The organism is Thermanaerothrix solaris, from assembly GCF_032334255.1.
In the GTDB taxonomy this organism is placed as follows: Bacteria; Chloroflexota; Anaerolineae; order Anaerolineales; family Anaerolineaceae; genus Thermanaerothrix; species Thermanaerothrix solaris.
Genome location: NZ_JAUHMF010000001.1, coordinates 527,574 through 550,176, shown reverse-complemented (window position 1 = coordinate 550,176; position 22,603 = coordinate 527,574). Strand labels below are relative to the sequence as shown.

At 49.6% G+C, this 22,603-nt stretch carries 12 protein-coding genes; 7 read left to right on the top strand and 5 right to left on the bottom strand.

Annotated features, from left to right (window positions below):
- Positions 1 to 210 precede the first annotated feature (210 nt).
- The 7 genes from QYE77_RS02485 to QYE77_RS02455 all read left to right on the top strand — a co-directional run bounded on the left by QYE77_RS02485 (position 211) and on the right by QYE77_RS02455 (position 15,399).
- The gene (locus QYE77_RS02485) at positions 211 to 2,271 is read left to right on the top strand and encodes a cytochrome D1 domain-containing protein (protein ID WP_315623768.1); all 2,061 of its coding nucleotides are present in this window, start codon (positions 211 to 213) and stop codon (positions 2,269 to 2,271) included.
- Between the two features lie 128 nt (positions 2,272 to 2,399).
- Positions 2,400 to 3,827: an RNA polymerase factor sigma-54 gene (locus QYE77_RS02480; protein WP_315623767.1), complete on the top strand. Its 1,428-nt coding sequence runs from the start codon at positions 2,400 to 2,402 to the stop codon at positions 3,825 to 3,827.
- A 24-nt stretch (positions 3,828 to 3,851) separates the two neighbouring features.
- Positions 3,852 to 5,783, top strand: a complete 1,932-nt coding sequence (locus QYE77_RS02475) for an ATP-binding protein (protein WP_315623766.1) — start codon at positions 3,852 to 3,854, stop codon at positions 5,781 to 5,783.
- Positions 5,784 to 5,788: 5 nt separating this feature from the next.
- Positions 5,789 to 6,958: a sigma-54-dependent transcriptional regulator gene (locus QYE77_RS02470; protein ID WP_315623765.1), complete on the top strand. Its 1,170-nt coding sequence runs from the start codon at positions 5,789 to 5,791 to the stop codon at positions 6,956 to 6,958.
- 74 nt (positions 6,959 to 7,032) lie between these two features.
- Positions 7,033 to 7,362, top strand: a complete 330-nt coding sequence (locus tag QYE77_RS02465; RefSeq protein WP_315623764.1) for a hypothetical protein — start codon at positions 7,033 to 7,035, stop codon at positions 7,360 to 7,362.
- Positions 7,363 to 7,588: 226 nt separating this feature from the next.
- A complete protein-coding gene (locus QYE77_RS02460) occupies positions 7,589 to 12,766 on the top strand; it encodes a tetratricopeptide repeat protein (RefSeq protein ID WP_315623763.1) in 5,178 nt (1,725 codons plus the stop codon).
- Positions 12,767 to 12,771: 5 nt separating this feature from the next.
- A complete protein-coding gene (locus QYE77_RS02455; protein WP_315623762.1) occupies positions 12,772 to 15,399 on the top strand; it encodes a C25 family cysteine peptidase in 2,628 nt (875 codons plus the stop codon).
- Here QYE77_RS02455 and QYE77_RS02450 read toward each other — a convergent pair.
- From QYE77_RS02450 to QYE77_RS02430, 5 genes are read right to left on the bottom strand one after another with little or no spacing between them, the layout of a single operon-like run.
- The gene (locus tag QYE77_RS02450) at positions 15,374 to 17,203 is read right to left on the bottom strand and encodes an amylo-alpha-1,6-glucosidase (RefSeq protein ID WP_315623761.1); all 1,830 of its coding nucleotides are present in this window, start codon (positions 17,201 to 17,203) and stop codon (positions 15,374 to 15,376) included. The genes QYE77_RS02455 and QYE77_RS02450 overlap by 26 nt on opposite strands.
- Positions 17,204 to 17,217: 14 nt before the next feature.
- Entirely contained in the window at positions 17,218 to 18,939 is a 1,722-nt protein-coding gene (locus QYE77_RS02445; RefSeq protein WP_315623760.1) for a sugar phosphorylase, read from the bottom strand.
- Positions 18,929 to 19,537 (bottom strand): histidine phosphatase family protein, encoded by a 609-nt coding sequence (locus tag QYE77_RS02440; protein WP_315623759.1) that lies wholly within the window; start codon positions 19,535 to 19,537, stop codon positions 18,929 to 18,931. The genes QYE77_RS02445 and QYE77_RS02440 overlap by 11 nt, the downstream gene beginning before the upstream one ends.
- Positions 19,524 to 21,323 carry a glucosyl-3-phosphoglycerate synthase gene (locus tag QYE77_RS02435; RefSeq protein WP_315623758.1) on the bottom strand — a complete coding sequence of 600 codons (1,800 nt, stop codon included), beginning with the start codon at positions 21,321 to 21,323 and terminating at the stop codon, positions 19,524 to 19,526. The genes QYE77_RS02440 and QYE77_RS02435 overlap by 14 nt, the downstream gene beginning before the upstream one ends.
- Positions 21,317 to 22,540: a glycosyltransferase family 4 protein gene (locus tag QYE77_RS02430; RefSeq protein ID WP_315623757.1), complete on the bottom strand. Its 1,224-nt coding sequence runs from the start codon at positions 22,538 to 22,540 to the stop codon at positions 21,317 to 21,319. Before QYE77_RS02430 ends, QYE77_RS02435 begins: the two co-directional genes overlap by 7 nt.
- Positions 22,541 to 22,603 lie beyond the last annotated feature (63 nt).

The window sequence follows — 22,603 nt, the reverse complement described above, 5'->3', positions numbered from 1 at the left end:
TAGTTAAGATATGGGTATGTTACGAGTTGATAGTATCCAGGATAAGGGATTGTGTCAAGGCGACCTCTGGTGAATGGTGAAAAAATATTGTGAGCTCTTTGCTCTAGCGCAATATTAAAAGCGCCCAATTCTTCTATTCTGAGTAATGGGGCGGATCTCCTCTTAATAATTCAACTCTGTTTTCCTATTTTATACTCTCAAGGAGCAACTATGAAGCGGAAAGGGTTTTTGTGGATGGCAATGATGTTGGTTGCGGTAGGGCTAGCGGCTTGTGGTGGTAAACCCTCAACGCCGTCTCTACCTACTTCCTCCGTTGAAATTGCCTCGCCGACTACCGAAGAGGCATTCGCTAATTTGGCTTTAGAGGGGTTCAAAAAAGGTGGTTGTGGTGCCTGTCACGTTATTCCTGGTGTTCCGGGTGCTGAGGGCACCCTTGGCCCAGATTTGTCCCAAATTGCGGAGGTAGCCGAGAAACGTCTTAAGTCAGGAGAGTACCAAGGTAGGGCTCATAATGTTGTGGATTATTTACGCGAAGCCATAGTAGATCCAGATGCTTATGTGCCTTCGGATTGCAATGGTGCCCCTTGTCAAAAAGGGTTAATGCCAGCGAATTTGAGCACGCTCTTAACCCCCGCAGAGATAGAAGCCATAGTGCAATATCTCTACCATCGCCCTGAAGAGACCGTGCATGCGACACCAATTGAGACAACCCCAGTTTCCATCTCGGCTTCTTTGCTGAGCGATGAGGAGTTTTCATGGGCAAAACAGGTCTATTTTGAGCGTTGTGCGGGTTGCCATGGCACACTGCGTAAGGGCGCTACAGGACCTGCACTTACCCCGGATGTGACTCAACCCAAGGGAACGCTGGCTTTAGCCACTATTATTTTCAATGGTACACCCCGAGGCATGCCAGACTGGGGAAAACAAGGGTTCTTTACGCCAGAGCAAACCGAAATTATGGCTAAATTCTTGCAAATGGAGCCCCCTTCCCCACCAGAGATGTCGCTCGATCAGATGAAACAAACCTGGAAAGTTATGGTTCCCCCAGACCAGCGACCATCTCAACCTCAGACCGGGCGGGATTGGCAAAATTACTTCGTGGTCACGTTACGCGATGCTGGTCAGGTGGCTGTTATTGATGGTGACACTTATGAAGTTGTGACGAAAATTGATACTGGCTATGCGGTGCATATTTCACGTATGTCGGCCACGGGTCGTTATGTCTATGTGATTGGGCGCGACGGACGTCTATCTGTGATAGATTTGTGGTCTGAGATCCCCCAAAAAGTCGCCGAGGTCCAAACATGCTATGATGCTCGGTCCGTCGAGGTTAGTAAGTACAAAGGGGAGTTGGGAGACTTTACCGACCGCTATGCCATTGTTGGGTGTTATTGGCCACCGCACTTCGTGATCCTGGATGGGCAAACACTTGAGCCCTTTAAGATTGTGAGTACTCGGGGATACACTGTGGATACGGAGGAATTTCATCCCGAACCCCGAGTCGCCAGCATCGTGGCATCCCATTTCAAGCCTGAATGGATCGTTAATGTAAAGGAAATCGGGCAAATTTGGTTGGTGAATTACAGCGATCCGCGTAATCCCACGATCAAAATGATTGAGGCCGCGCGCTATCTGCATGACGGGGGATGGGATGCGACCAAGCGATACTTTCTGGTCGCGGCCAATCAGTCCAATAAGGTGGCCGTGGTGGATGCACTTGAGGGTAAGTTGGTGGCCTTAGTAGATACCCCAGCGGTGCCGCATCCTGGACGGGGGGCTAATTGGGTAGATCCGCAGTTTGGTCCGGTATGGAGCACAGGGCATTTGGGCGATGCGGCAATTACATCCATTGGCACCGACCCGTTAGGGCATCCAGATTATGCTTGGAAAGCGGTGCGTGAAATCACCTTGCCCGGGGCAGGGAGTTTGTTTATTAAGACACATCCCACTAGCCCCTGGATTTGGGTTGATATGACTCTCAATTCCGATCCTCAGTTGGCACGCACCATCTGTGTTGTGGCGAAAGCAGATCCTTCTAAGCCCTATAAATGCTGGGAAGTGGCAAATTATGGTCGTGCGACCCACTTTGAATACAATCGTCAGGGAAGCGAAGTTTGGGTGAGCGTATGGGGGACGGCAGATAAGCCAGGTCAGACAGGTGAGATTGTCATTTATGATGATCGCACACTCCAAGAAAAGGCTCGGATACCTAATCTGATCACACCCACAGGAAAATTTAACGTCTTCAACACCGTTAACGACATATATTGAACCCTTGAGGGCAAGTTCGTTGCCCCCGTTTGTCTTGCAAGCGGGGGCTTTTATTATTTTGAACCAGGCATAAAACTTGCAACTCGAATCACTTGTGCATATACTTGTGTAAGATATAGAGATTTGCAATGTATCAGATTCAGCAAACATCAACCCGTACGATCATCACCGCGCACTTGACACAGACGATGTCGCTGTTGCATCAGTCTGTGGAAGAATTGTGGCAGAAGATCCAGGCCGAATTGGCCAACCCTGCGCTGGAATTGACCGAAGAGCGACGCTGTCCAATGTGCCAGCGTCTGCTACGACCGAACGAAAGCGCTTGCCCGATATGTAGTAAACCGCGCGAAAACCATCCGGATGAGATTGTGGTTTTTATTTCGTCGCGTGATGATTTCTTGCCTTCTTTCTCCGGTGAGCACGCAGATGAAGAGAATAATGATTTGCCCGAAGAACGGTTCTTCTCTGAGCCTCTTAGCTTGCCCAATTATGTGCTCCGCCAAGTTATCTTTGATCTTTCGCATGAAGACCAACTTATTGCGGCTCACCTCGTCATGCATTTGGATGAAGATGGTTTACTTAGCGTAGATTTGGAAGAGGTGGCAAACTATTTTCATGTTCCTATCTCACGGGTGGAGCGGGTGCGGAGGGCTATTCAGCGAGTAGATCCGATAGGGGTTGGTTCGTTTACCCCTCAAGAAGCCATGTTGGTGCAGTTGGAGGTTTTGGGTGAAAATCAAGCAGTTCCAGAGGCCGTGGCTCAACTAATTCAAGATGGACTTGATGAGTTGGGGAAACGTCATTATGCTGAATTGGCACGCAAACTACACCTACCCCTCAGTGTGGTAAAAGAGGCGGCTCGTTTTATAAGCGAGAATCTAAATCCCTACCCTGCGCGAGGGCATTGGGGGGATATTCGCACCCCGTCTGAAGTATCCCAGCGCACGTTGACACCAGATGTGATTATTTCACATCTCAATGATGATCCACAGGGGCCACTTGTGGTTGAGATTATCTTACCGTTGAGGGGAACTTTACGGATCAATCCTATTTATCGGCAGGCATTGTTCCAGGCGGAAGGCGAAACACGCGAGGAATTACGCAATGACTTGGAGCGAGCATCGCTTTTCATCAAATGCCTACAACAGCGAAACCACACGTTACTGCGATTGATGCGCCGTGTTGTTGAGTTACAACGCGATTATATTCTGCGAGGAGAGCGTTATTTACGACCGATAACGCGCAATCAGATTGCACGCGAACTCGGCCTTCACGAGTCAACCATCTCCAGAGCCGTGGCACAGAAGAATGTGCAATTGCCTAATAAGCGTATCGTGCCGTTGGCGTCTTTCTTTGACCGGAATAGCAATGTCAGAAGTGCGTTGCGTGAAATCATTGCCAGCGAATCGTCGCCTCTAAGCGACGCTGAATTAGCTGAGCGATTGAGGCAGCAGGGGTTTAAGGTGGCGCGACGGACTGTGGCGAAATATCGTATGATGGAAGGTATATTACCGGCCCATTTGCGCCGATCCTCTCTACGCTCTTCTACTCCATAATAAAGATTCGCGGTGGAAGCACTGATGACGTTTTATCCTATTGGGCGAAACACTAAGAGTAACCTTTTCCGTAGCCTCATCCTGCTTTTGGATCTATCTCGCGAGCCCATCATGCTCTTTGATACCCGTCAGAATCGCATCTTATATGCAACGCCGCGGTTCTGTGAATTGAGTGGTTATTATCTTAGCGAACTTCTAAAGCAATCTCCCGAAGACATCTTGGGGGGAGAAAACATCACGGATTATGCCGATGCCACTGACGTTAACCTCACCCTTCAATCGAAGAACGGTAATGTGCTTAGTGTAGTAGGTCGGTGGGTACCCCTCGGCCTTCCAGAACCTTGGGCCGTTGTGCGTATTTCACCCAGCGAAGATCCATCAATCTCAATGCAGCGATGGTGGCTTCAGGTATTAGAGGCATTTGGGGAATTGCCGCGCCTCTTTCGTTTACCCAACCTTGATCGGGGCGTTTGGGAGGCGGCGAATTTGCTGGCTCGCCTTTTTGAAGTGGGATACGTAGGGGTCTATCGGGCGGACAGTCGCTTTCCGGCTCTTCAACGTATGGCGTATGTGGGTAACGAATCGTTGTTCCCGGAAACTTTGCCTACAACCGATTTGATCCGTTTGGCGACAAGCACGGTTTGGATACCGGGTAAGCGAATCATAACTGAGACCCATCGTATTGCTCGTATGCGGAATTTGAGTTATGTGGTCAGTGCTCCGATTGGCCTTGAGCAAGCGATGGTGGGGCTGCTTGTGGTGGCAGATTGGGAGAAATCGCCACCTCCATTTTTATTGGAAGTAGCAACAATGGTTGCAGGTTATATTGATGTACTTATTCAACACTTTCTGCTCAGTGAGTCCTTGCATGTAGAAAAAGCAGTTTATCAACACCAAGAACAAATCCGGTCAACGATTGTTGAAAACAGTCACGAGGGCGTTGTTGTTCTCGATACTGCATTGTTGGTTGAAGATCTCAACACGACCGCAGAAATGATGTTCGGATATACCCGAAACGAGGTTATTGGGCATGCAGTAGAGAATATTTTAATTAGCCCAGATCGCTTAATGCCGGCCCTGATCAGCGCTAGCCATGGTAAGAGCTTCCCATCGCTTCCTGGAATCACTTTGCATCGGCGAAATGGCCAATCGTTTCCTGCCGATCTCAAGATCCTACCAGTTGAGCGGGATGGCAAGGTCCAGGCAGTGGTGGTTTTAATTAACGACATCAGCGAGAATGAGCAAATCCGTGCCCAAACTCGCCAATTAGAACAGCGAGCGTTCTTAGGCGAATTTATGGGGGTGTTTGCACATGAAGTTCTCAATCCACTTAACGGGATATCTACCGGATTGCAATTGCTCGCCACCCGATTAGGTGAGGATAGTCCACATCGAGACTTAATCGCCCGTATGGAAGCTGATTGCAATCGCCTGGCTCACCAAATGGAAGCCTTGAAGAGCCTTTCCAAGCCCTATGAACCCAAACAGGAGCCTGTAAACATCGGGGAAGTCGTGAGCCGCTTGGTAGAACGATGGCGTCCGCGGATGGCGCGGCTGAAGATCATGCCCATTGTGCAGGTAGATGACAATGTTCCAAAGGTCTTGGGTGACTGGCGAGCGTTGGAGCAAGTGTTCATGAACCTAATAAGCAATGCGATGGATGCGATGAGTCAAGAGGGCGGTGTGTTGTCGGTGCGGGTAAAGCGTAATTACTCGGAAACGCTACGCCCTCAGGTAGAGATTACGGTTACCGATAATGGACCTGGGATACCGGAGGAAATTCGCGATCGCATCTTTCAGCCCTTTGTGACGACCAAACCTCACGGTACGGGATTGGGTTTGCCCATTACCAAGCGGATCATTACCGCTCACCATGGTACTATTAAGGTCAGTTCATTCCCCGGCGGTACGGTTTTTCACGTCTACTTGCCGGCAATTCCAGAAGAAGAGGGTTAGGCGTAATGGCAATCACGGTTGTCGTCGTCGAAGATGAGGATAACGCGCGACTAAACATCTTAGAGCATTTGAACTCATTAGGATATGAAACTCTTGGTTTTAGCACATTAGCGGAAGCCCGCGCTTGCTTAGAACGGGGGGAGGGGGATATTTTTATTGTGGATGTTCAATTGCCCGATGGTTATGGCCCAGACTTGCTTCTTGAAAGCCACCGGCTGCCTTTCCGTCCGCCGATGATTGTGATTACGGCTTATGGAGATATCGAAATGGCGGTGGAGGCAATGCGGAATGGAGCGAGCGATTTCGTAACCAAGCCATTTCAACTCTCGCAACTGGCTGACTCGGTCAAGCGCGCCAGCGAGGTCGTTTATATGCGGCGCGAACTCGCGCATTGGCGGGAAACCCAAACACGGGGAGTCAATTTTATTATCGGAAAAAGTCCCGCCATGCAGAGGGTCATTCTGCAGGCACGCAAAGCGGCTCAGGCACAAGTTTCAGTGCTCATTACAGGTGAGACCGGAACAGGCAAAGATGTTCTGGCGCGTTTTATTCATCAGAATGGCCCTCGCGCCTCAAAGCCGTATATTGCCATTAATTGTGCCGCTATTCAACCCACAATGATTGAATCGGAGCTCTTCGGTCATGAAGCCGGAGCCTTTACCGGGGCAGAGAAGCGCAAACATGGTCTTATCGAAGTGGCTGATGGCGGGGTGTTGTTCATGGATGAGATTTCTTCGATGTCGTTGGACATGCAGGCAAAACTTTTACGGGCCATAGAGGAACAAGCCATACGGCGGGTGGGGGGAACTACAATGATTAAAGTGGATGTGCAAATCATTGCCGCTTCGAATCGCAACCTTCAAGAGATGATACGGTTGCAACAATTTCGCCAAGATCTGTACTATCGGCTAAAAGTGGTGGATTTGCATCTCCCACCTTTGAGGGAGCGAAAAGAGGACATTCCTGAGTTGGTAGGCTACTTTATCCGACATCATAACGCTAAACTTGGTATGAATGTGCAGGATGTCACCCCATCTGCGATGGAGGCATTGATTCGTTACGACTGGCCCGGTAATATCCGTGAACTGAATCACGCCATTGAGCGAGCCATGCTGTTTTGTAATGGACATGTCATAGACTTAGGTGATTTGCCTGCGGATGTGATTCAGCCTTAGTAAGTCGTATCGGCTGCCTGGCACGTTTCTTGCATCATTCCCATCATCAGGTCTGGTTAGACAGGAGGATGGGAATGATGCTTTTTGAAATGACTAAAAACGATTTCTTCTTTACATTGGCAGGCCTCCTGCTTGTATTAGGGGTCGTGTGTTTTTTGGTTGGATTAATCACATTGGCCTCGCGTGTATTGGGAAATGATATTCAGCGCCTGGCAACCCAAACAGCCAAAATGATCCAAAAGGGGGTCAGCGAGGAAATTGCCGGCTTGGTTGGGAATGCGGCTACACTAATCGAATCGCTAAATCAGTTGGTACACACCACGGCAGGGATTGGTGTCTTTCTGATGCTAGTGGGAATGTTGTTAATGCTGGCGTCTTATCTATTGGTCACGCGCATTGTGTAGCCTTTTGAGTCATCCATTTTTTCAAACAGGCAGGGTCGCCATGAAGTCGCTCTTGGAGTCAATACGTGCGTCTCTAAAGGAGTCCGAACAAAGGCTAGTGCTGCGTGCCTTAAAACAGGATCCGCTATTATGGAAAAGCCTTCAAGAGGCTAGTTTAATTGGGGGTATTGCTGGAGATCAACGAAATACCCGTATGGATTGGATGCCGGGAAGATTGGCGCTCGCAATGCTTCGGCCCATCTATCAGGTTGCAGACAATGGAACCCTTAAGCAGTTATCACAGGAAGAATCGCTAAAACGTGAGGGAGTGGCGCTTTTGGGGCGGCTCGAACGAGGTTATAGGCCGCAAACCTTGCGAGAAGCGGCTTTGATTGCCCTGGAATTATGGCGTCGTCACCAGGAGTCCCCCTGGGAACAAGTTTTTTCAAATGCACAATTTGAACTAGACCCCGAGCGATGGAACACGCCTCTAGTTTGTCTGTGGGCGTATTTGGAGTCCCCCCGCTCATTACTTGAATTTTTAGCCCATCTCCCTGAGCCTTTGTGTTATCACCTCAACTTACACACCATCCTGAGTCAACCGCTTTCTGATGAAGAGCAATGGGATTATTTACAGCCTTTAATTTGCGGCCAGCCTTTGTCCCAGCAGGTGCAATGGCCGTGGTTTATCCTACAAAGAGGACGCGAAGAATTAGCCAGAACTGCTGCTGGTCACGTTATTGTGAACTCAAAAGTGACGCTGGAATCCATTAGCGAAGGTGATGATCCTACTTTATCTGGATGGATTGACCTGAAAGAACGTGCCTTCTGGTTGCATGCTATGGCATTGTTGTTCAATCTGGTTGGGATGCCAGCGCGTAGTCTTGAGCAGTATCGAAAATTGCAGTCCCTCCTTGAATACTGGAGGGCGGGTGTAGCCCTACAACAAATTGCAGTAACACCTGGGGGGGAGGACCTTTCACAAGCAGATAAATTAATATGCTCAGAGGAATTACAGGACTGTTTTTCAACGTGGGGATGGGAAGACGCATTGGTATTCCTTCCACAGTCTCGGTCATCTTGGGTAAGCAAGGGTGGGGAGACTCCACCTATTTGGTATGAAATTTTTCAGTTGGCAAATGAAAATAAGAGGCTGACCCCGGAACAGCGTGCGATTGTGGAGGAGCGGTTGCGCACATGGTTGGAGGATCAAGACGCAACCCACCTTCAAAAAATCATGATCTGGCTAGGGAAAATAGATCCAAGCCCTCTTCTTCGTGCATTGCGAACATTGGGCTTGGCTGAGATCGGAATTATAGTGGGACAGCGATTTTTGGAAATTACAGCACCCTCGGAAGAGGTCTTGCTTCTAATGTGTGATCTATGCGACCAAGCAGGGTATTATCATCAGGCGGTCGTTTACGGTCTTCAAGGAGTTGTTCTCTTTCCCACATCGTTACCTCTGCGGCGAAAACTGGCTAAGGCTTATGAACACCTTTCGGCTTGGTCGCAAGCATTGGAGGAGTGGCGGTATATTGTGGCGAATTCTGGCTCAGCGCCTGACTGCGAAGATCAAATGGCATGGATCAATTGTGCCATCCTGGCGGGATCTTACCAGGAGGCTCTAACCATTTGTCAACAAGTTCTAGAAAAATTCCCTGATAACGGCATGGCTTATGCCCATCTTGGGGTTGTCCTGATGCTTAATGGAGAGCAAGAAGAAGCCGCACGCGTCCTTACACAAGCGACTCTTCTCAGTCCCCACGAACCTTACCCGTGGGTAAAATTGGCGGAATTTTATCAATCCCAAGGTGAGTCATCCAAAGCGATTGAAACCTTGAGGAGCGCTGCGATTATTCTACCCTCTTCATCAGAGATCCATTTTGCGCTGGGAAAGGCACTTTTAGAACAAGGCGGGATTTCTGAAGCGTTGATCTACCTGCGTCGCGCCTATGCCTCCTCACCCAATATTTATGAGATTAATACAGCATTGATCGAAACGCTAATGAAGTTGGGGTATTTTGAGGAAGGGCAGAGCATTTTGACTCGTGCCTTGTCTCGGTGGCCAAATGATCCCCAATTCCTCTTTATCAATGCTTATCTCCAATATTACTTAGGTACAGATCCTCGGCAAGTTAGGGCGTTGATGGTTCCACTTTTACATCATCGCGACGTAAAGCCGGATTGGATTTGGTTTTATCTAAAAACGTTTTGGCGTGAAGAAGCAGATCTTTTAAGTCTTGAACACCGGGCCACGTCCGAAGAACTAGAACAAGCCCGTCACTGGCTTCAGTATTTTCTGGCTCAGCAGCCCGAGCATCACGAAGCCCAATTGCTGCTTGGGTGTGTTTATCTGGCTTTGAAGATGCCAGAAATGGCTTATGAGATATTTAAGAGTTTGGAAAATGCCCCAATCTCATTTGATTCCAATAAACAAGCCGTTCTTCTAGGTGGCCTTGCGCTCTGCGCGCTTTTGCAAGGACAACCCGAGGTGGCGTTAGCAGCAATAGAAGACGCCATTAACCTTTGTCCGGAATGGCCTCGATTGCATGCGTTGCGTATTGAGGCTCTCTCTCAATTGGGGCTTACCGCTGCCGCCCGGGAGAGTGCCCGCGACCTTCTTAACCGCTTCTCTGATCACTGGGAAACGATTGAGTGGATAATTTCCTACGCAGAACGGGACCAATGGACTGAGGGATTGGTAAGAGGTCTTGAGCAGGCCACAACACTTGCACCTCAATCCTCACTCCACTGGTTGCGTTTAGCTGATGCTTTGGAGCAATTTGGTCAAGCCGAACAAGCCATCCAAATTTTGGTGAACCTTGCTTCGCAGCCCAACCTAGAGCCTGAAGTTGTTCCACCTCTTAGCCGGCGTTTATATGCGTGTGGGGACTATTTACTGGCTGCTCGCACCTTGAGCCGACACGGTGATGGCGATCCGGCACTGGATATAGAACGGAAGTTGCAGGTTGCGTTACTGTATCATTTGGCCGGGGAGCGAGAAACGGCGCGTTCGATCCTCTCGCAATGTCAGGCGCAAAACCCTGAGTGGATACCGATTAAATTGGTTCATGCCCATTGGTTAGTGCAAGAGTCTCAAACGGCGGAGGCCCTGACGGTTTTAGAGGATGTTTTTCGGCATAAGCCACACGTTGAAAATCTTGACACTTTAATCCAAGATGACTGGACAAGGGAAATGCTCCTTCGTTGTGGGATTGAGTATTCTTGGGGGTCTTCACATTTCCGTTATGCGCGACTTGCCTTTGACTCAGGAGACGTAGAGGGGGCTTATGTCCATTCCGTACAAGCGGTAAATCTTGAGCCACAAAAAGCTGCCTATCGGGCCTGGGCGGCACTGCTGGGTCAAGCGATCCTGCGCTTTGGGGAGGCCGAGGCTCTGGCTGAGGCTGCATTCAACGACTTGACATTAGGTACCGAAGGAGATCAAGAGTGGTTAGTCCTTTTGGCTGTTCTTTGCGGCGAGATTCGACTTGATGAGGGCGATTGGGATGGAGCTCAAAACTGGCTAGAGAAAAGCCTGACATATAATCCTAATCATCCTCGAGTGTTGGCGCTTCATATACGCCACCTTGCCGCTTTGGGACGATGGCGCGAGGCCCAAGACATTTATTATCAATTGAAACCGGTATTTCAGACTGCCAGGATCGGACAACTGGATGTGGCTGAGATGGGGTTAGAGTGGGGGTGGCTGGGTGAGGCAGCATTGTCCGTATTGGATTGGGATGATGGGATAGACGCATTAAAGGCTAATGCTGAGCAATATTCCCGGATTCCTCTGGTGCATTGGCGATTAGCCAAAGGGTATCTGGCGGCGAAGATGGCGATTCGGTGGGCCGATGCGCTTGATATCTCGCAACACCGACCTGACGATACCCTAAATTCCTCCCTGTTATTTGAACAGACACTAAACATATTGAGTTCCCTTACCCAAATAGAAGCAGTAAAGGAATGGCACATATTGGGTGAGTGCGCTTTTGCTCCTTCATACGCCAATATTCGCGCATTGATAGGGCTTCCCCTTAATTCCGAGCGTGCGATAGTCTTGCTGACCGCGCTAGCGGAATTGAAGAATTTACCCGGGGCAGCAAAAGTAGTTGAACGGTTCGAGGATGACCCATGGGTAGGATTTTATGCGGCTACTTTCCTGGGAACGTGGGCGCCTGAGAAAGGGGTGTCATGGGCCCTGAAGGCGCTGGAAGTATTAACCGATTTTCCACCCTTGATGGCGGCGTTGGCACGAAGCGCCCGGGTCGCCAATAGTCCCGAAATTGCGCTAGAAGCCTTTGATCATGCCCTGAACCTTTGGCCAGAAGAATGGCGTTGGTTGAAGGAAGCAGCACAATTGGCGGTTGATATTGAAGACCAGCGACGGGCTATCGTATATTTGGAACGTTTGGTGAAAGAACGACCCGATGAAGTGGAAGCGCGTATAACTCTGGCTAAATTGTATGTCAAAGTTCATCAAGAATCCTTGGCGTTAGGACATTTAGAAAAGGCACTTCAGGTTTCTCCTGAAGACCTCAACGTCATTATTCCCTATTTACAAGTAATGCTCACCATGGGGGAAGCAGAGCGAGTCAATGAATTAGTGCAAAAATTCTTGGAAAAGTTTCCCGCTCATAGCCTATTATTAAAACTCGGGATAAAGGCAGCTTTAGCGTCAGAAAACTGGGAACTTGCCGAGGCAATGAGCCGAATTTTGGTGGAGCAAGAAGGGAATGACCCCGAGGCGGTGTTATTGCGGGTGGCGTATCTGGAGCGGAGGTTGGGCAAGGATGAGGCCCTGGCTTATTTAGACCAGACGATTCTTGAAAGGGGGGAAAATTCGATCTTATTGGCCGAAAAAGCCCGCCTGATTAGTGAAATAGATGGGTTACCTCAAGCCTTACCAATCGTTCAACGCGTTTTAGATCAAGAGCCGAACCATCCGACGATGTTGGATATGGCAGCTCACGCTTATTGGATGATGGGTGAAGCGGATCAGGCCGAACAATACGCGCTCAGGGGTTTACAAAATGCCCCAGAACAGGGAAATTTGCATGATTTGATGGGCAGAATTTGTGCTCAGAAAGGCCAACTTGACAAGGCACTTTATCATTTGGGTGAAGCGATACGGATTAACCCTGCTCATCTGGATTCCTATCTGAACATGGCCAGAGTTTATTTGCAACGTCGCGAAGCCTACAAGGCATTTGAGGTTTTTCAACAAGCTCTCCGGCTTGCCCCCCAGGATTACCGTGTTTATCACGAATATGGTCTGGCGCTGAGAGATTATAAGGATTACGCCGCGGCAGAAGCCATGCTTCGCCGAGCAGCCCAATTGGCGCCCGATAATGCCATCATTAAGCGTCAATTGGGGGCTCTGGTGGCGTTGAATTTGGTTCATCACGTCCAGGAGGCATAATAAACATGACCCAGTTTAAACCAGAATTATCTTCATCCTCACGTATTTGGGAACGTGAGCATTGGTTGAACGTGATTAAGATAGCGGTTGAAGAACGTTCGTTTCGCTTTGCGCGTCAGGCAGCGATGGCCTGGCTAAACATATATCCAGGTGACCTACTCATGAATTATTGGCTGGCGAAGAGTTTTATCTTAGATGGGTTGAGTGGGCAAGGACGGGTGATTTTGGAAAGGGTATTGCAAGTGGATCCGGAGTTCAATGAAGGGTACCAAGCCCTTGCCGAATTGGTTGTAGACAGAGAGGAGACCCCTTTCGATTCTCAATCCATACGAACTGCTTTTTTTGTCCTGAACCTCACTACAGAACCTTTAGAAACGATCCCGGAGTGGGCGGAGCGGTTGCGACAGGCTCGTTCTGCCATGAACATGCGACAGTATAACGAGGCAGAGAATAACATCTATCGGGCTTTGATCCAAGCCCAGGACCAGGTGTTGGTTTGTTTGACTCATGTTCGCATTTTGTATTATTTGCAAGACTGGGTGAGCCTGGTGCGTTTTGGACATCTTTATCGTCAACGCTGGCCGGAATGTTTGGGATTCATGCTGGCTTTAGGGTTGGGAAAATTGGCGTTAGGCGATGAAGCGGAAGGGGCAAATTTGCTGCACCGATGTGTGACTATGGATGTGGCAGGTCAGGTTGTTCAAAGATGGTTAGGGGACGAGCATCCTTTCCGTCAAATTTGGCCTGAACGATTGGCCTTAAGATTTGAGCTGCCTGTACCAGCCGAAGTCTCGGCAAGGTTGGGGTGGAATCAATTGAATGCTCCAAAGGAACAGAGTGATCAAAGTGAAGATACCGTCGTAACCCAAGGAGACGCTGCTCTTTTTTCTGAGGTTCCCCCATTTTTATCGTCAAGAGGATCCAACGGAGCATCTGATGATGTAAACCATGCCAGAGGTCCTGCAGATGCTAATGCTCGCACATCGTCGGTTGCAAAAAATCCTTGGTTGCAAGAGATAGAGAATGAACTTGAGGTGTTGGCAAAACGAATCCATCGTCCCGATTATGCGAAAGCCGATGGTCGGTTTCCTATTTACGTGGTCTTTTCATCACGTTTAGGGTTAAAACGCTATTATGGTGAACAAGCCACCGAAGCCATAATTTCTCAAATGCACAGCCTGACCGAAGCGGTCACCCGTGAGTTTGGATGGGGGGCGATGGTTTTTCTTCCCGATGACCCCGAATCGGTAAAACCATTCGGTATTAAACCCATGACTCAAGGAGATGCCTGGTCGTTCAAATTAGCCCTTGCGGATTTAGATGAAGCCTTAGCCAAACGCGGAGGGCGTATTGGGGCGGTGCTTATTGTCGGCGGTGATGAGATTGTGCCGTTTCATCGGTTGCCTAATCCAACCGACGATGTGGATGTGGAGGTGCTTTCGGATAATCCCTACGCCACACGGGATAGCAACTATTTTATCCCCGAGTGGGCGATAGGGCGGTTGCCAGGTGGATGTGATCCTGATCCGGGATTAATTCTGCAGGCATTGCGGAGCATGCAGCGATATCATCGCGAGCGCCGACGTAATTCTAACTGGTGGGAACGTTGGTTTTCTTTTTGGAAGGTCTCCAAAAAACATGGCTTGGGTTATTCTGCAGCCGTATGGCGACGGGCTGCGTTAGCGACGTTTCGACCGATAGGGCGCCGGAAAATCTTTTGGGTTTCTCCCCCTTATCAACGTGAGCGTGTAGATCAAAAAATAATCACCCGCGCTGTTCTGGGTTACTATAATTTACATGGATTAATGGACAGTCCAGAATGGTATGGTCAGAAAGATCCCCATGATCTTACTTCTGGACCGGATTATCCGATCGCTCTGACACCGGCTGACTTAGTTAAAAACGGTAAAGCGCCTCGGATTGTCTTTACCGAGGCATGTTACGGGGGATATATATTAGGAAAAAATGAACAAGATTCGATGGCCCTGCGCTTTTTGGAAATTGGCACACTCGCCCTGGTCGGATCAACGAGCATCTCTTATGGGGCGGTGCAGAGCCCGCTGGTCGGTGCAGATTTGCTTGGTTACTATTTTTGGAACGGGTTGCGGGCGGGTTATTCTGCTGGCGAAGCGTTGACAATGGCAAAAATTGCATTGGCGCGAGAAATGGTTCGCCGACAGGGATTTTTAGACGGCGAAGATCAAAAGACCTTGATCTCCTTTACCCTTTATGGTGATCCCTTAACGTATGGTTCAGATTTGCTAAAGACACCTAAGCGGTTAATCCATTATCCCCAGCGCCCCAAGGTTGCGGTGCTGTCCGATCAGCCGGATGGTAAAGCCCTCTCTGAAACCGTAGATGCTAGCCTGGTGGCAGAGGCGAAAAAGATTCTCGAGCCTTACTTACCTGGGCTTGGTCAGGCGGAATGGCGAGTTAATTTTTCGCGACCTCCAGAGAGCGAAAGAAAGGACCGTTCTGCACGTTCAGGCCAAAAATCTGCACTAAACGATGCTTCGGGGGCTATGGTTCTGGTGTTTCAAAATAGCCTCGCGGCAGGTGGAAGAATACATCACCACTTCGCGCGGGTTTCTGTAAAGCAAGGCAAGATTATGAAGGTCTCGGTATCTCGCTGAGTGTAGTGGTGTCAGGGTTCTCAGGGATATTACTTTGCTCCTGCAGAACCAGGTCTATAAACAATGCCGCCGACCAACCAAAAACATGAGCGGCTTTATCACAGGCATTGCCAGTCTCGGGATGGTAATACTCGACAATATCGCGGTTGCGATTGACCAGATCTAAAGTGCGTTGGCGGAGGTCACGAGCAAGTTTGGGGTATCCACTACGTTCGAGCCCCTCGATGAGCAAGTAGTTAACATTGATCCAGGTCGGTCCGCGCCACATTTGATTGGGGTCGTAGTGAGGATCGCTCAATGCAACGGTGGGTACCGGGAAGGCTGGCCAAAATTCTGTGGAATCGGTCAAGTGCTGGACTAACGCTGTCTTAATCAGGGCAGGTAAGTTGCCGGTTAAAAGCGGAAAAAGGCTAAAGGGAGTTAAGATCCGTACTGGTTTCCCCTCGCGGTAAGGCCAGAAGAGACCGGCCTGAGCATCCCAGAGCCTTTCGATCATGCGAAGAAGTAAGGAACGAGCTTGAGATTGCCAATGACGAGCATCCTGGTCCAAGTTAAGGACGTTGGCAATTTTGGCCAGGGCTTCAAGTTGAAGGTAAAGGTAAGTGTTCAGATCGGGAGAGGTGACCGGCATGCCCTCGTCCCACAACGGGCTATCATCCAAGCCTGAGGAATAGGGATGATGGTATTCGCATAGCCCATCGCCATCTGCATCATTTTGACTAAACCACCATGTGTTCCAGTGCACAATGGCGTCATAAATTTCTTTTAGGAATTGTTGATCATGGGTGCTCTCATAGAGTTTCCAGGCTGCCCATCCTAGGATAGGGGGTTTTGTGACATCTGCATCTACCGGGAAATCCAGGTGGGTTATCGTGCCCTCATCGTGCACCGCATCCGGTAACATCCCATCCTCGCGCTGATGGTCAATCAGAACGCGAAATTGGTCTTGGGCAAGCCGGGAATTGATATGCCGATAAGCAAGGGCATGGAAAAAAGCATCCCATTGCCAGATGCCCACGTAAAAGGGTTTTGAGGGCACCATAGCCTCACGGGTGGTGTAAAAGCGGGTGGAAATCAATCCCGCTCGCATAATCCACCAGGCGTAGTAATACTGTGCTTTGTAAATGCCTTCTACAGGTGGCACAGCGCGGAACCATTCTTCCCAGCGCTGGAGAGCTTCATTCAGGGTGCGTTGGGGGTCAGGAACATAGCGGTTGAAACCCAAACGGGGGGTAATATTGAACAACATTGCGCTGGAAGGACCGGCTTCAAAGAGCAATGTGACATTAATTTCATAGGGGTGTTGGAGCGTGATTTGATTCTTAGCGAGGGGACGATCGGTGGTGTAGGCAATGTTACGCCGGATGTCCCCCAACATATGAAGAACCCCTCCGCGGCGATCGGTTTGACCATGATTGACATGAACGGTAAAGCGAAGCCCAAATTTTTCGGGAGGTAATGTTAATAACAAAGATTCCGGATCTACAAATGTAAGGACGAATTCTCCCTTGGGGGTATGGATCTCGATGAGGTGGGGATAGGTAATGACCTCGGTAAATGGGAGTGGTTGTTCATTTTCATCACAGATGACAAGATTTTCAATTAGTGGGGGGCGAAAACGATAACCCGAAAGACGTGGATCAATCTTCAGCCACCGTTCAGCAAGGCGAATAGCCAACGAATGCTCATTACGAAGCACCATTAAACGAGATCCACGTTCGGTAAAGGGAATGTTTATAAGGTCAATACGATCCTTTAAGAGGGCGCAAAACGAATCAGGAGGAGCAGCCTGAAATTTTTCCATACCAAATTCCAACATCAGTGGGTTATTTCCAACCATGTGACTCCGTATGGTGGTAAAACCATCTCTAAAGAGTCGGTGATGTCTATCTCGCGCTGAGTGAGTAATTCTACCCCTTTTGAGGCGGTTGAGAAAAGGTGAGAAAGAGGAATGTGTATGTGCTGAGTTTGAGCGGTTACATTATGCAGGCAAAGAACGGTGTAAAGCGAATCTGGAGTTTGCCGCAGCGCACAGAAAACAGCAGAAGAAAGATCGAGAATAGTTTGATCGCTATATGGATCAAAGGCAGGGCTTTTCTGCCGGGCTCGTATAAGAGTTAATATGCCGTTCAGCACCCGGGCTCGCCGTGAATCAGGACGGTACAGGTCTGCCTCGATTTCAGAAAGGATAAATTTTTGACGATTGATGGCGCGGTTGTAGCCCAACGCATGCACACCTTCGATCCAGTTTGATGAACCAAGTAGGCTGTGAATGTAAATTCCTGGCACACCACGCAGTGCTATCAGGATGGCATGGGCAAGCAAAAAACGCTGTAAGGAAATTTCTTCAGAGGTGGGATCAGCAAGGGCGTCATAGAGGGTAATATTAAGTTCATATGGGCTCAAACTTCCGTCTGGATTGCTTTTATAGGAAACTAGGCCACCTCGATTTTTTACCGTTGCGATAATCTGCTCTATCTCTTGCGGGCTTAGAATGCCACGCACAGGGTTAATGCCAATGCCATCATGCGAAGCAAGAAAATTGAAGTAAGTGACATCGGACGAGGGGAGTTGAAAAGCCGAAGCTGCCCATTGGCTGAGAGCAGTCGCGTTCCCCGAGTAAATTGTGTGCAGTATGAGGGGAGGTAATGCAAAATTGTAGACCAGGTGGGCTTCGTTATAACCATCCCCGAAATACGACACGTTTTCGGCGTGGGGGACATTGGTTTCGGTGATTAATAATGCCCAAGGAGCAACTTGATCCACGATTGTGCGAAATAGTTGTACTAACCGGTGGGTTTGGGGGAGATGGATGCAAGGCGTACCAATTTCCTTCCAGACGTAAGCGACGGCATCCAAACGTATGATACGTGCCCCTTGTTCTAGATAGGTCAACAACACATCTATGATTTGAAGAAGTACGCGGGGATTTTTATAGTTGAGATCCACCTGATCGGCACTGAAGGTCGTCCAGACCCAAAGTGTTCCTTGAGGCGTTTCGAAAGGAGTTAGTAAAGGTAGGGCACGTGGCCGTACAACCGCCGAGAGGTCAATCTCTGGTGGTACAGTGATATAGAAATCTTGGAATGCGGGATTGCCGTGTAGAAAACCTTGAAACCACGGGTTATGCACCGAGGTGTGATTGAGCACCAAATCCACCATCAAGAGATAATCTGCAGCCAGGGTTTGGATATCTTCCCAAGTTCCAAGGTTGGGATTAACCTGGTAGAAATCAATAACCGAGAAGCCATCATCGGAGGAGTAAGGGAAGAAAGGTAATAGATGCAGGCCTGTTATGGTCTTGTTGAGAAAGCGACGACAGAAAGTCTGCAGGGTCTTTAGGGGATTTGCGGTGGTGGAACGGAATTGATCTCCGTACGTAATAAGGATGGCATCCCGGTGATCCAAAGGGCGGGTTGAGATGTTCGGGGGGTGAAAGCGCTGTAACCGAGCGGTCAATTCGGGGAGCGTTTTCGAGGCTACTTCGCTTCCGTACAAGAATTCAAGATGCTCGAGGATAGGGGTGGGATTAATGCCCATTATTATGAGGTGGCCAGCAAAGGATGCTAATTGAGGCGTTCTCAGGAATTAACGAGAAAACACGCTCGAAAGGGTAATGAAACGCCTGAACAATTAATGTGGCGATAGCAAGACCATGTGAGACCAGCAGCACACGTTGACCGGGAAAGCGCTGAGCAATTTCGTTAGCAACGGCCATCATGCGCTGGGCAACTTCCAAAACACTCTCACCCCCGGGAGGGCGGGCATTCAAGGGTTCCTCATCACGCTGAGCAAAGTGACGAGGAAACCGAGCAACGGCTTCAGAAAAGTGCATTCCTTCCCACTCTCCCTGATGGATCTCCCGCAGGCGTTTATCTACTATTATCGGGCATCGAACGCGTTCAGCAATGATTTGGGCCGTCTGGTAGGCACGGGTGAGATCACTGGTAAAAATGGCAGCGAAGGATTTCCCGTCTAAATTAGCGGCTAGATGCTGGGCTTGTTTCACCCCTGTTGCATTTAAGGGGATATCGGTTTGGCCCTGATAGCGTCCTTCTAGATTCCAGTCCGTTTGACCGTGACGGATAGCCCAAATTTCACATTGGGAAGGATGGCAGGAAAATTCAGGGTCTGGCATGTGGGTGTTTCTCCAAGTATTCGGGGATTTCAATCATGGGTGGGCGTTCCTGTTCAACCACTTCTTGGACTAAAAGGGAATAGCGACCTTCTTCGTAACGGATGAATTTCATAGACTTATTCACCTCTTCCAGAATGGGGAGGTGATAACGCTGCTCCAATTTTCGGATAAAGGCTTGCAGGATCAGAAAGGACATTCGACTCAGGGCTTCGAGGGGTTGGTTGTGGTGAATGCGTTCCTGAAGATCTACTTGGGCGATGCTGGATAGCCCATAATGCTCGAAGACATCAATCAGAAGTCCGGTTTCAACGCCGTACCCGGAAAAGAAGGGTAAGCGTTCCAATGCCCGACGCCGGCCCCCGTATTCACCTGAAAGTGGTTGGATTACACCGGAGAGTTCAGGGTAGAACATGTTGATCAGAGGACGGGCAGTTAGTTCAGTGACCCGGCCTCCTCCTGTGGCTTGGATTTTTTCGCCCTCTCGAATAGGGCGACGGTAGAACCCTTTGACAAATTGGATTTGGGGGAAGTGGAGCAATGGTCCCAAGATGCCGTAAACAAACCGCGGATGAATATTGACGATATCTGTATCAATCCAAACGATAATGTCGCCCTTGGTAACATAGAGGCTTTTCCATAACGCCTCACCCTTGCCGCGGCGGGCACCGTATTGGGGCAACACTTCTTGATGAATGAATACCGGAATGCCTAGTTCGGCAGCAATTTCCCGCGTTCTATCGGTGGAGTTGGAATCCATAAGCACGATTTCATCCAACAGCGGCACTTGTTCCATGAGCGCGGATTTGACACAGGAAATGACTTGCCCAACCGTTTCTTCCTCGTTGAGAGCCGGAAGCGCGAGACTGATGGTTACGTTTTGTTTTTCTTTGAGAGTGACCAGTTCGTGCAGGTCGGCAAATTCATCCGCATGGAAGGTGTTCTCGGCAAACCATTTATCTACGAGCACCGAGATGGCTTTGTAGCCAATGCGCTCACTTTCTGGTCCACTCCACAGTTCTGGCACCGGTTGCGCGCTTTTAACTACCACGACCGAACAAGCCGCCTGATTGAGGAGATTCTCGGCGGTTGATCCCAATCCACTGGTTTCGGGGGTCGGACGGGCGGCAGCACCAATTATCAGAAGGTCGGCTTGCCGCGATTCTTCTAGGATGGTCTGGGCAGGTTGATCGGACGCAGCCGTTTTATAGGTTAGATCGCGAAAACTAGGCAAGATGCGGGCTAATCCGCGGAATGGCCCTTCAATTTGACTTCGCTCTGGCCCGACCAGGTGTAAAGCGGTGAGGCGAAAATCGTGGAGCCCCAACGCCAAGCGGAGACTTAATTCGGCATGAGGCCCGCCGCGCAGAGGAAGTAACACATTACCATAATGTTCAGGCCATGGGCCGCGTATAAGAGCCAAATTACAAGGTGTAGAGGATAGCACTTCGTGAAGGGTGAACGTTCCCTGGAAATGATAGGGGATTTCAAGGAGCAATAAGTCAGGAAGATTGGATTCCAAGGATTGGCGCAGGGACGGCCATCCTTCTGATTCGGGTAGGACCTGAATACGGACATTTAAACCGATTGATTCCTGCCATTTGCTTACCTGTTTTCGCTTTTGACGAGGCGAATTCACTTTTTCGCCATGGAAAGAGGGTGTAAGTGGATATAGTACAATATCTCCTCCCAGTTCACGGGCCAGGTTCAAAGCATTTTGAGGCAGGGTTTGCCCTATTACGGGAATGGCGATGCGCCGAAAGGGAATGAAACGTTTTGGGGTTAACATAAGCCCTCCAAAAGTGGGGCAATTTGACGTTGGTAGACGACTTCCCATGAAAAATTTAGGCGCACGCGACATCGCACCCGGTAGAGTGGATCACGCTCTAGGCGCTCCTGTATGGCATGGGCGATGACCTCGGGCAAGGTTTCGGGTTGGAAATAGAACGCGTCGTCTTGGGCGATGGCACGGAGCGGGGGGATTTCGGTACAGAAAATAGGCAATCGGCTCAATCCCGCTTCTAGCAAGGGAATGCCAAACCCTTCTTCGCGGCTGGTGAGTAAAAGTGCGTCGGCCAAACGATAGAGATCGGCGATAACAATATCGCTGACTCCGTCGGGGTAATCCTCAGCCAAAAAGTGAACCGCTGTTTCAAGCCCTAATGTGGTTCGCAAGGCGAGCAGGCTTTGATAATAGGCCAAATTTTCAGGGTTGTGAGCACCCGGTGGTCCGGTAATGATAAGTCTGGATGCCGGAAGTTGCTCATGCAACGCGCTCATGATATGGAGGGCCTGCTCCAAGTTCTTGCGACGGGTGATTCGCACCGGACAAAGCAGGATGGGCATGGCAGATGCCAACCCAAACCGATCGAAGATGGTTTTGGATTCGTTGGAAAGCCCTAAGAATTCGGCCTGTTCGATACCGGCTGGGATGACATAGATAGCCTCAAGAGGCAATCCGCTTAATTGACTCCATTCGAGGCGGCGAGCCTCAGAGACAACGACCTGGATGGTGCCTGGCCAGGCTTGACGTAAAAGATCCCATGGCCAACCCGGATGCAATTCGCCTTGATAGCGTGCAGCAGTCCAGGCTAAATCGTGATGCCATAAAATGGCTCGTTGGGGTATGCCGCGTTGAATCAAGCGTTGGAGTGCAATTGTTAGGGGTAAATTTTTATGTTGAGTGGCAACATTGTGAGCGATAAGGACATCGGTTTCCCGCAGATGAGGTTCCAACGCCTTTTCAATTTCAGTTACCAGCACGTCCAAGTTTTCCGGGATAATCCCCTGATCGAGTATCTGCTTGATGGCAAGGATTTGCGGATGCCGCGAGTCCGCTAACGGGATAATATGCACCGGAATACGCCGGTCCCAGGCTTCGCCCCGACCGGCTAGAATCACAACCTGATGACCAGCTTTGAGGAAGTAATTGGCTTGGCGAGCCATCACGGCTTCCACACCGCCGATCACGGGTGGGGCGGCGTAATGGAGCAAAGTGACACGCATGATAATTTCCTCTCAATGAGAGTTTATCGTGAACAACAAGTGTTTGTCAAATGGTCTTGCTAA

Excerpts from the sequence above, each read along its gene's own strand:
- QYE77_RS02440 (WP_315623759.1), bottom strand. The coding sequence starts at position 19,537 with ATGCCAGACCCTGAATTTTCCTGCCATCCTTCCCAATGTGAAATTTGG.
- QYE77_RS02450 (WP_315623761.1), bottom strand. The coding sequence starts at position 17,203 with ATGGAAAAATTTCAGGCTGCTCCTCCTGATTCGTTTTGCGCCCTCTTA.
- QYE77_RS02480 (WP_315623767.1), top strand. The coding sequence starts at position 2,400 with ATGTATCAGATTCAGCAAACATCAACCCGTACGATCATCACCGCGCAC.
- QYE77_RS02435 (WP_315623758.1), bottom strand. The coding sequence starts at position 21,323 with ATGTTAACCCCAAAACGTTTCATTCCCTTTCGGCGCATCGCCATTCCC.
- QYE77_RS02460 (WP_315623763.1), top strand. The coding sequence starts at position 7,589 with ATGCTTCGGCCCATCTATCAGGTTGCAGACAATGGAACCCTTAAGCAG.
- QYE77_RS02455 (WP_315623762.1), top strand. The coding sequence starts at position 12,772 with ATGACCCAGTTTAAACCAGAATTATCTTCATCCTCACGTATTTGGGAA.
- QYE77_RS02445 (WP_315623760.1), bottom strand. The coding sequence starts at position 18,939 with ATGGGCATTAATCCCACCCCTATCCTCGAGCATCTTGAATTCTTGTAC.
- QYE77_RS02475 (WP_315623766.1), top strand. The coding sequence starts at position 3,852 with ATGACGTTTTATCCTATTGGGCGAAACACTAAGAGTAACCTTTTCCGT.
- QYE77_RS02485 (WP_315623768.1), top strand. The coding sequence starts at position 211 with ATGAAGCGGAAAGGGTTTTTGTGGATGGCAATGATGTTGGTTGCGGTA.
- QYE77_RS02465 (WP_315623764.1), top strand. The coding sequence starts at position 7,033 with ATGATGCTTTTTGAAATGACTAAAAACGATTTCTTCTTTACATTGGCA.
- QYE77_RS02430 (WP_315623757.1), bottom strand. The coding sequence starts at position 22,540 with ATGCGTGTCACTTTGCTCCATTACGCCGCCCCACCCGTGATCGGCGGT.
- QYE77_RS02470 (WP_315623765.1), top strand. The coding sequence starts at position 5,789 with ATGGCAATCACGGTTGTCGTCGTCGAAGATGAGGATAACGCGCGACTA.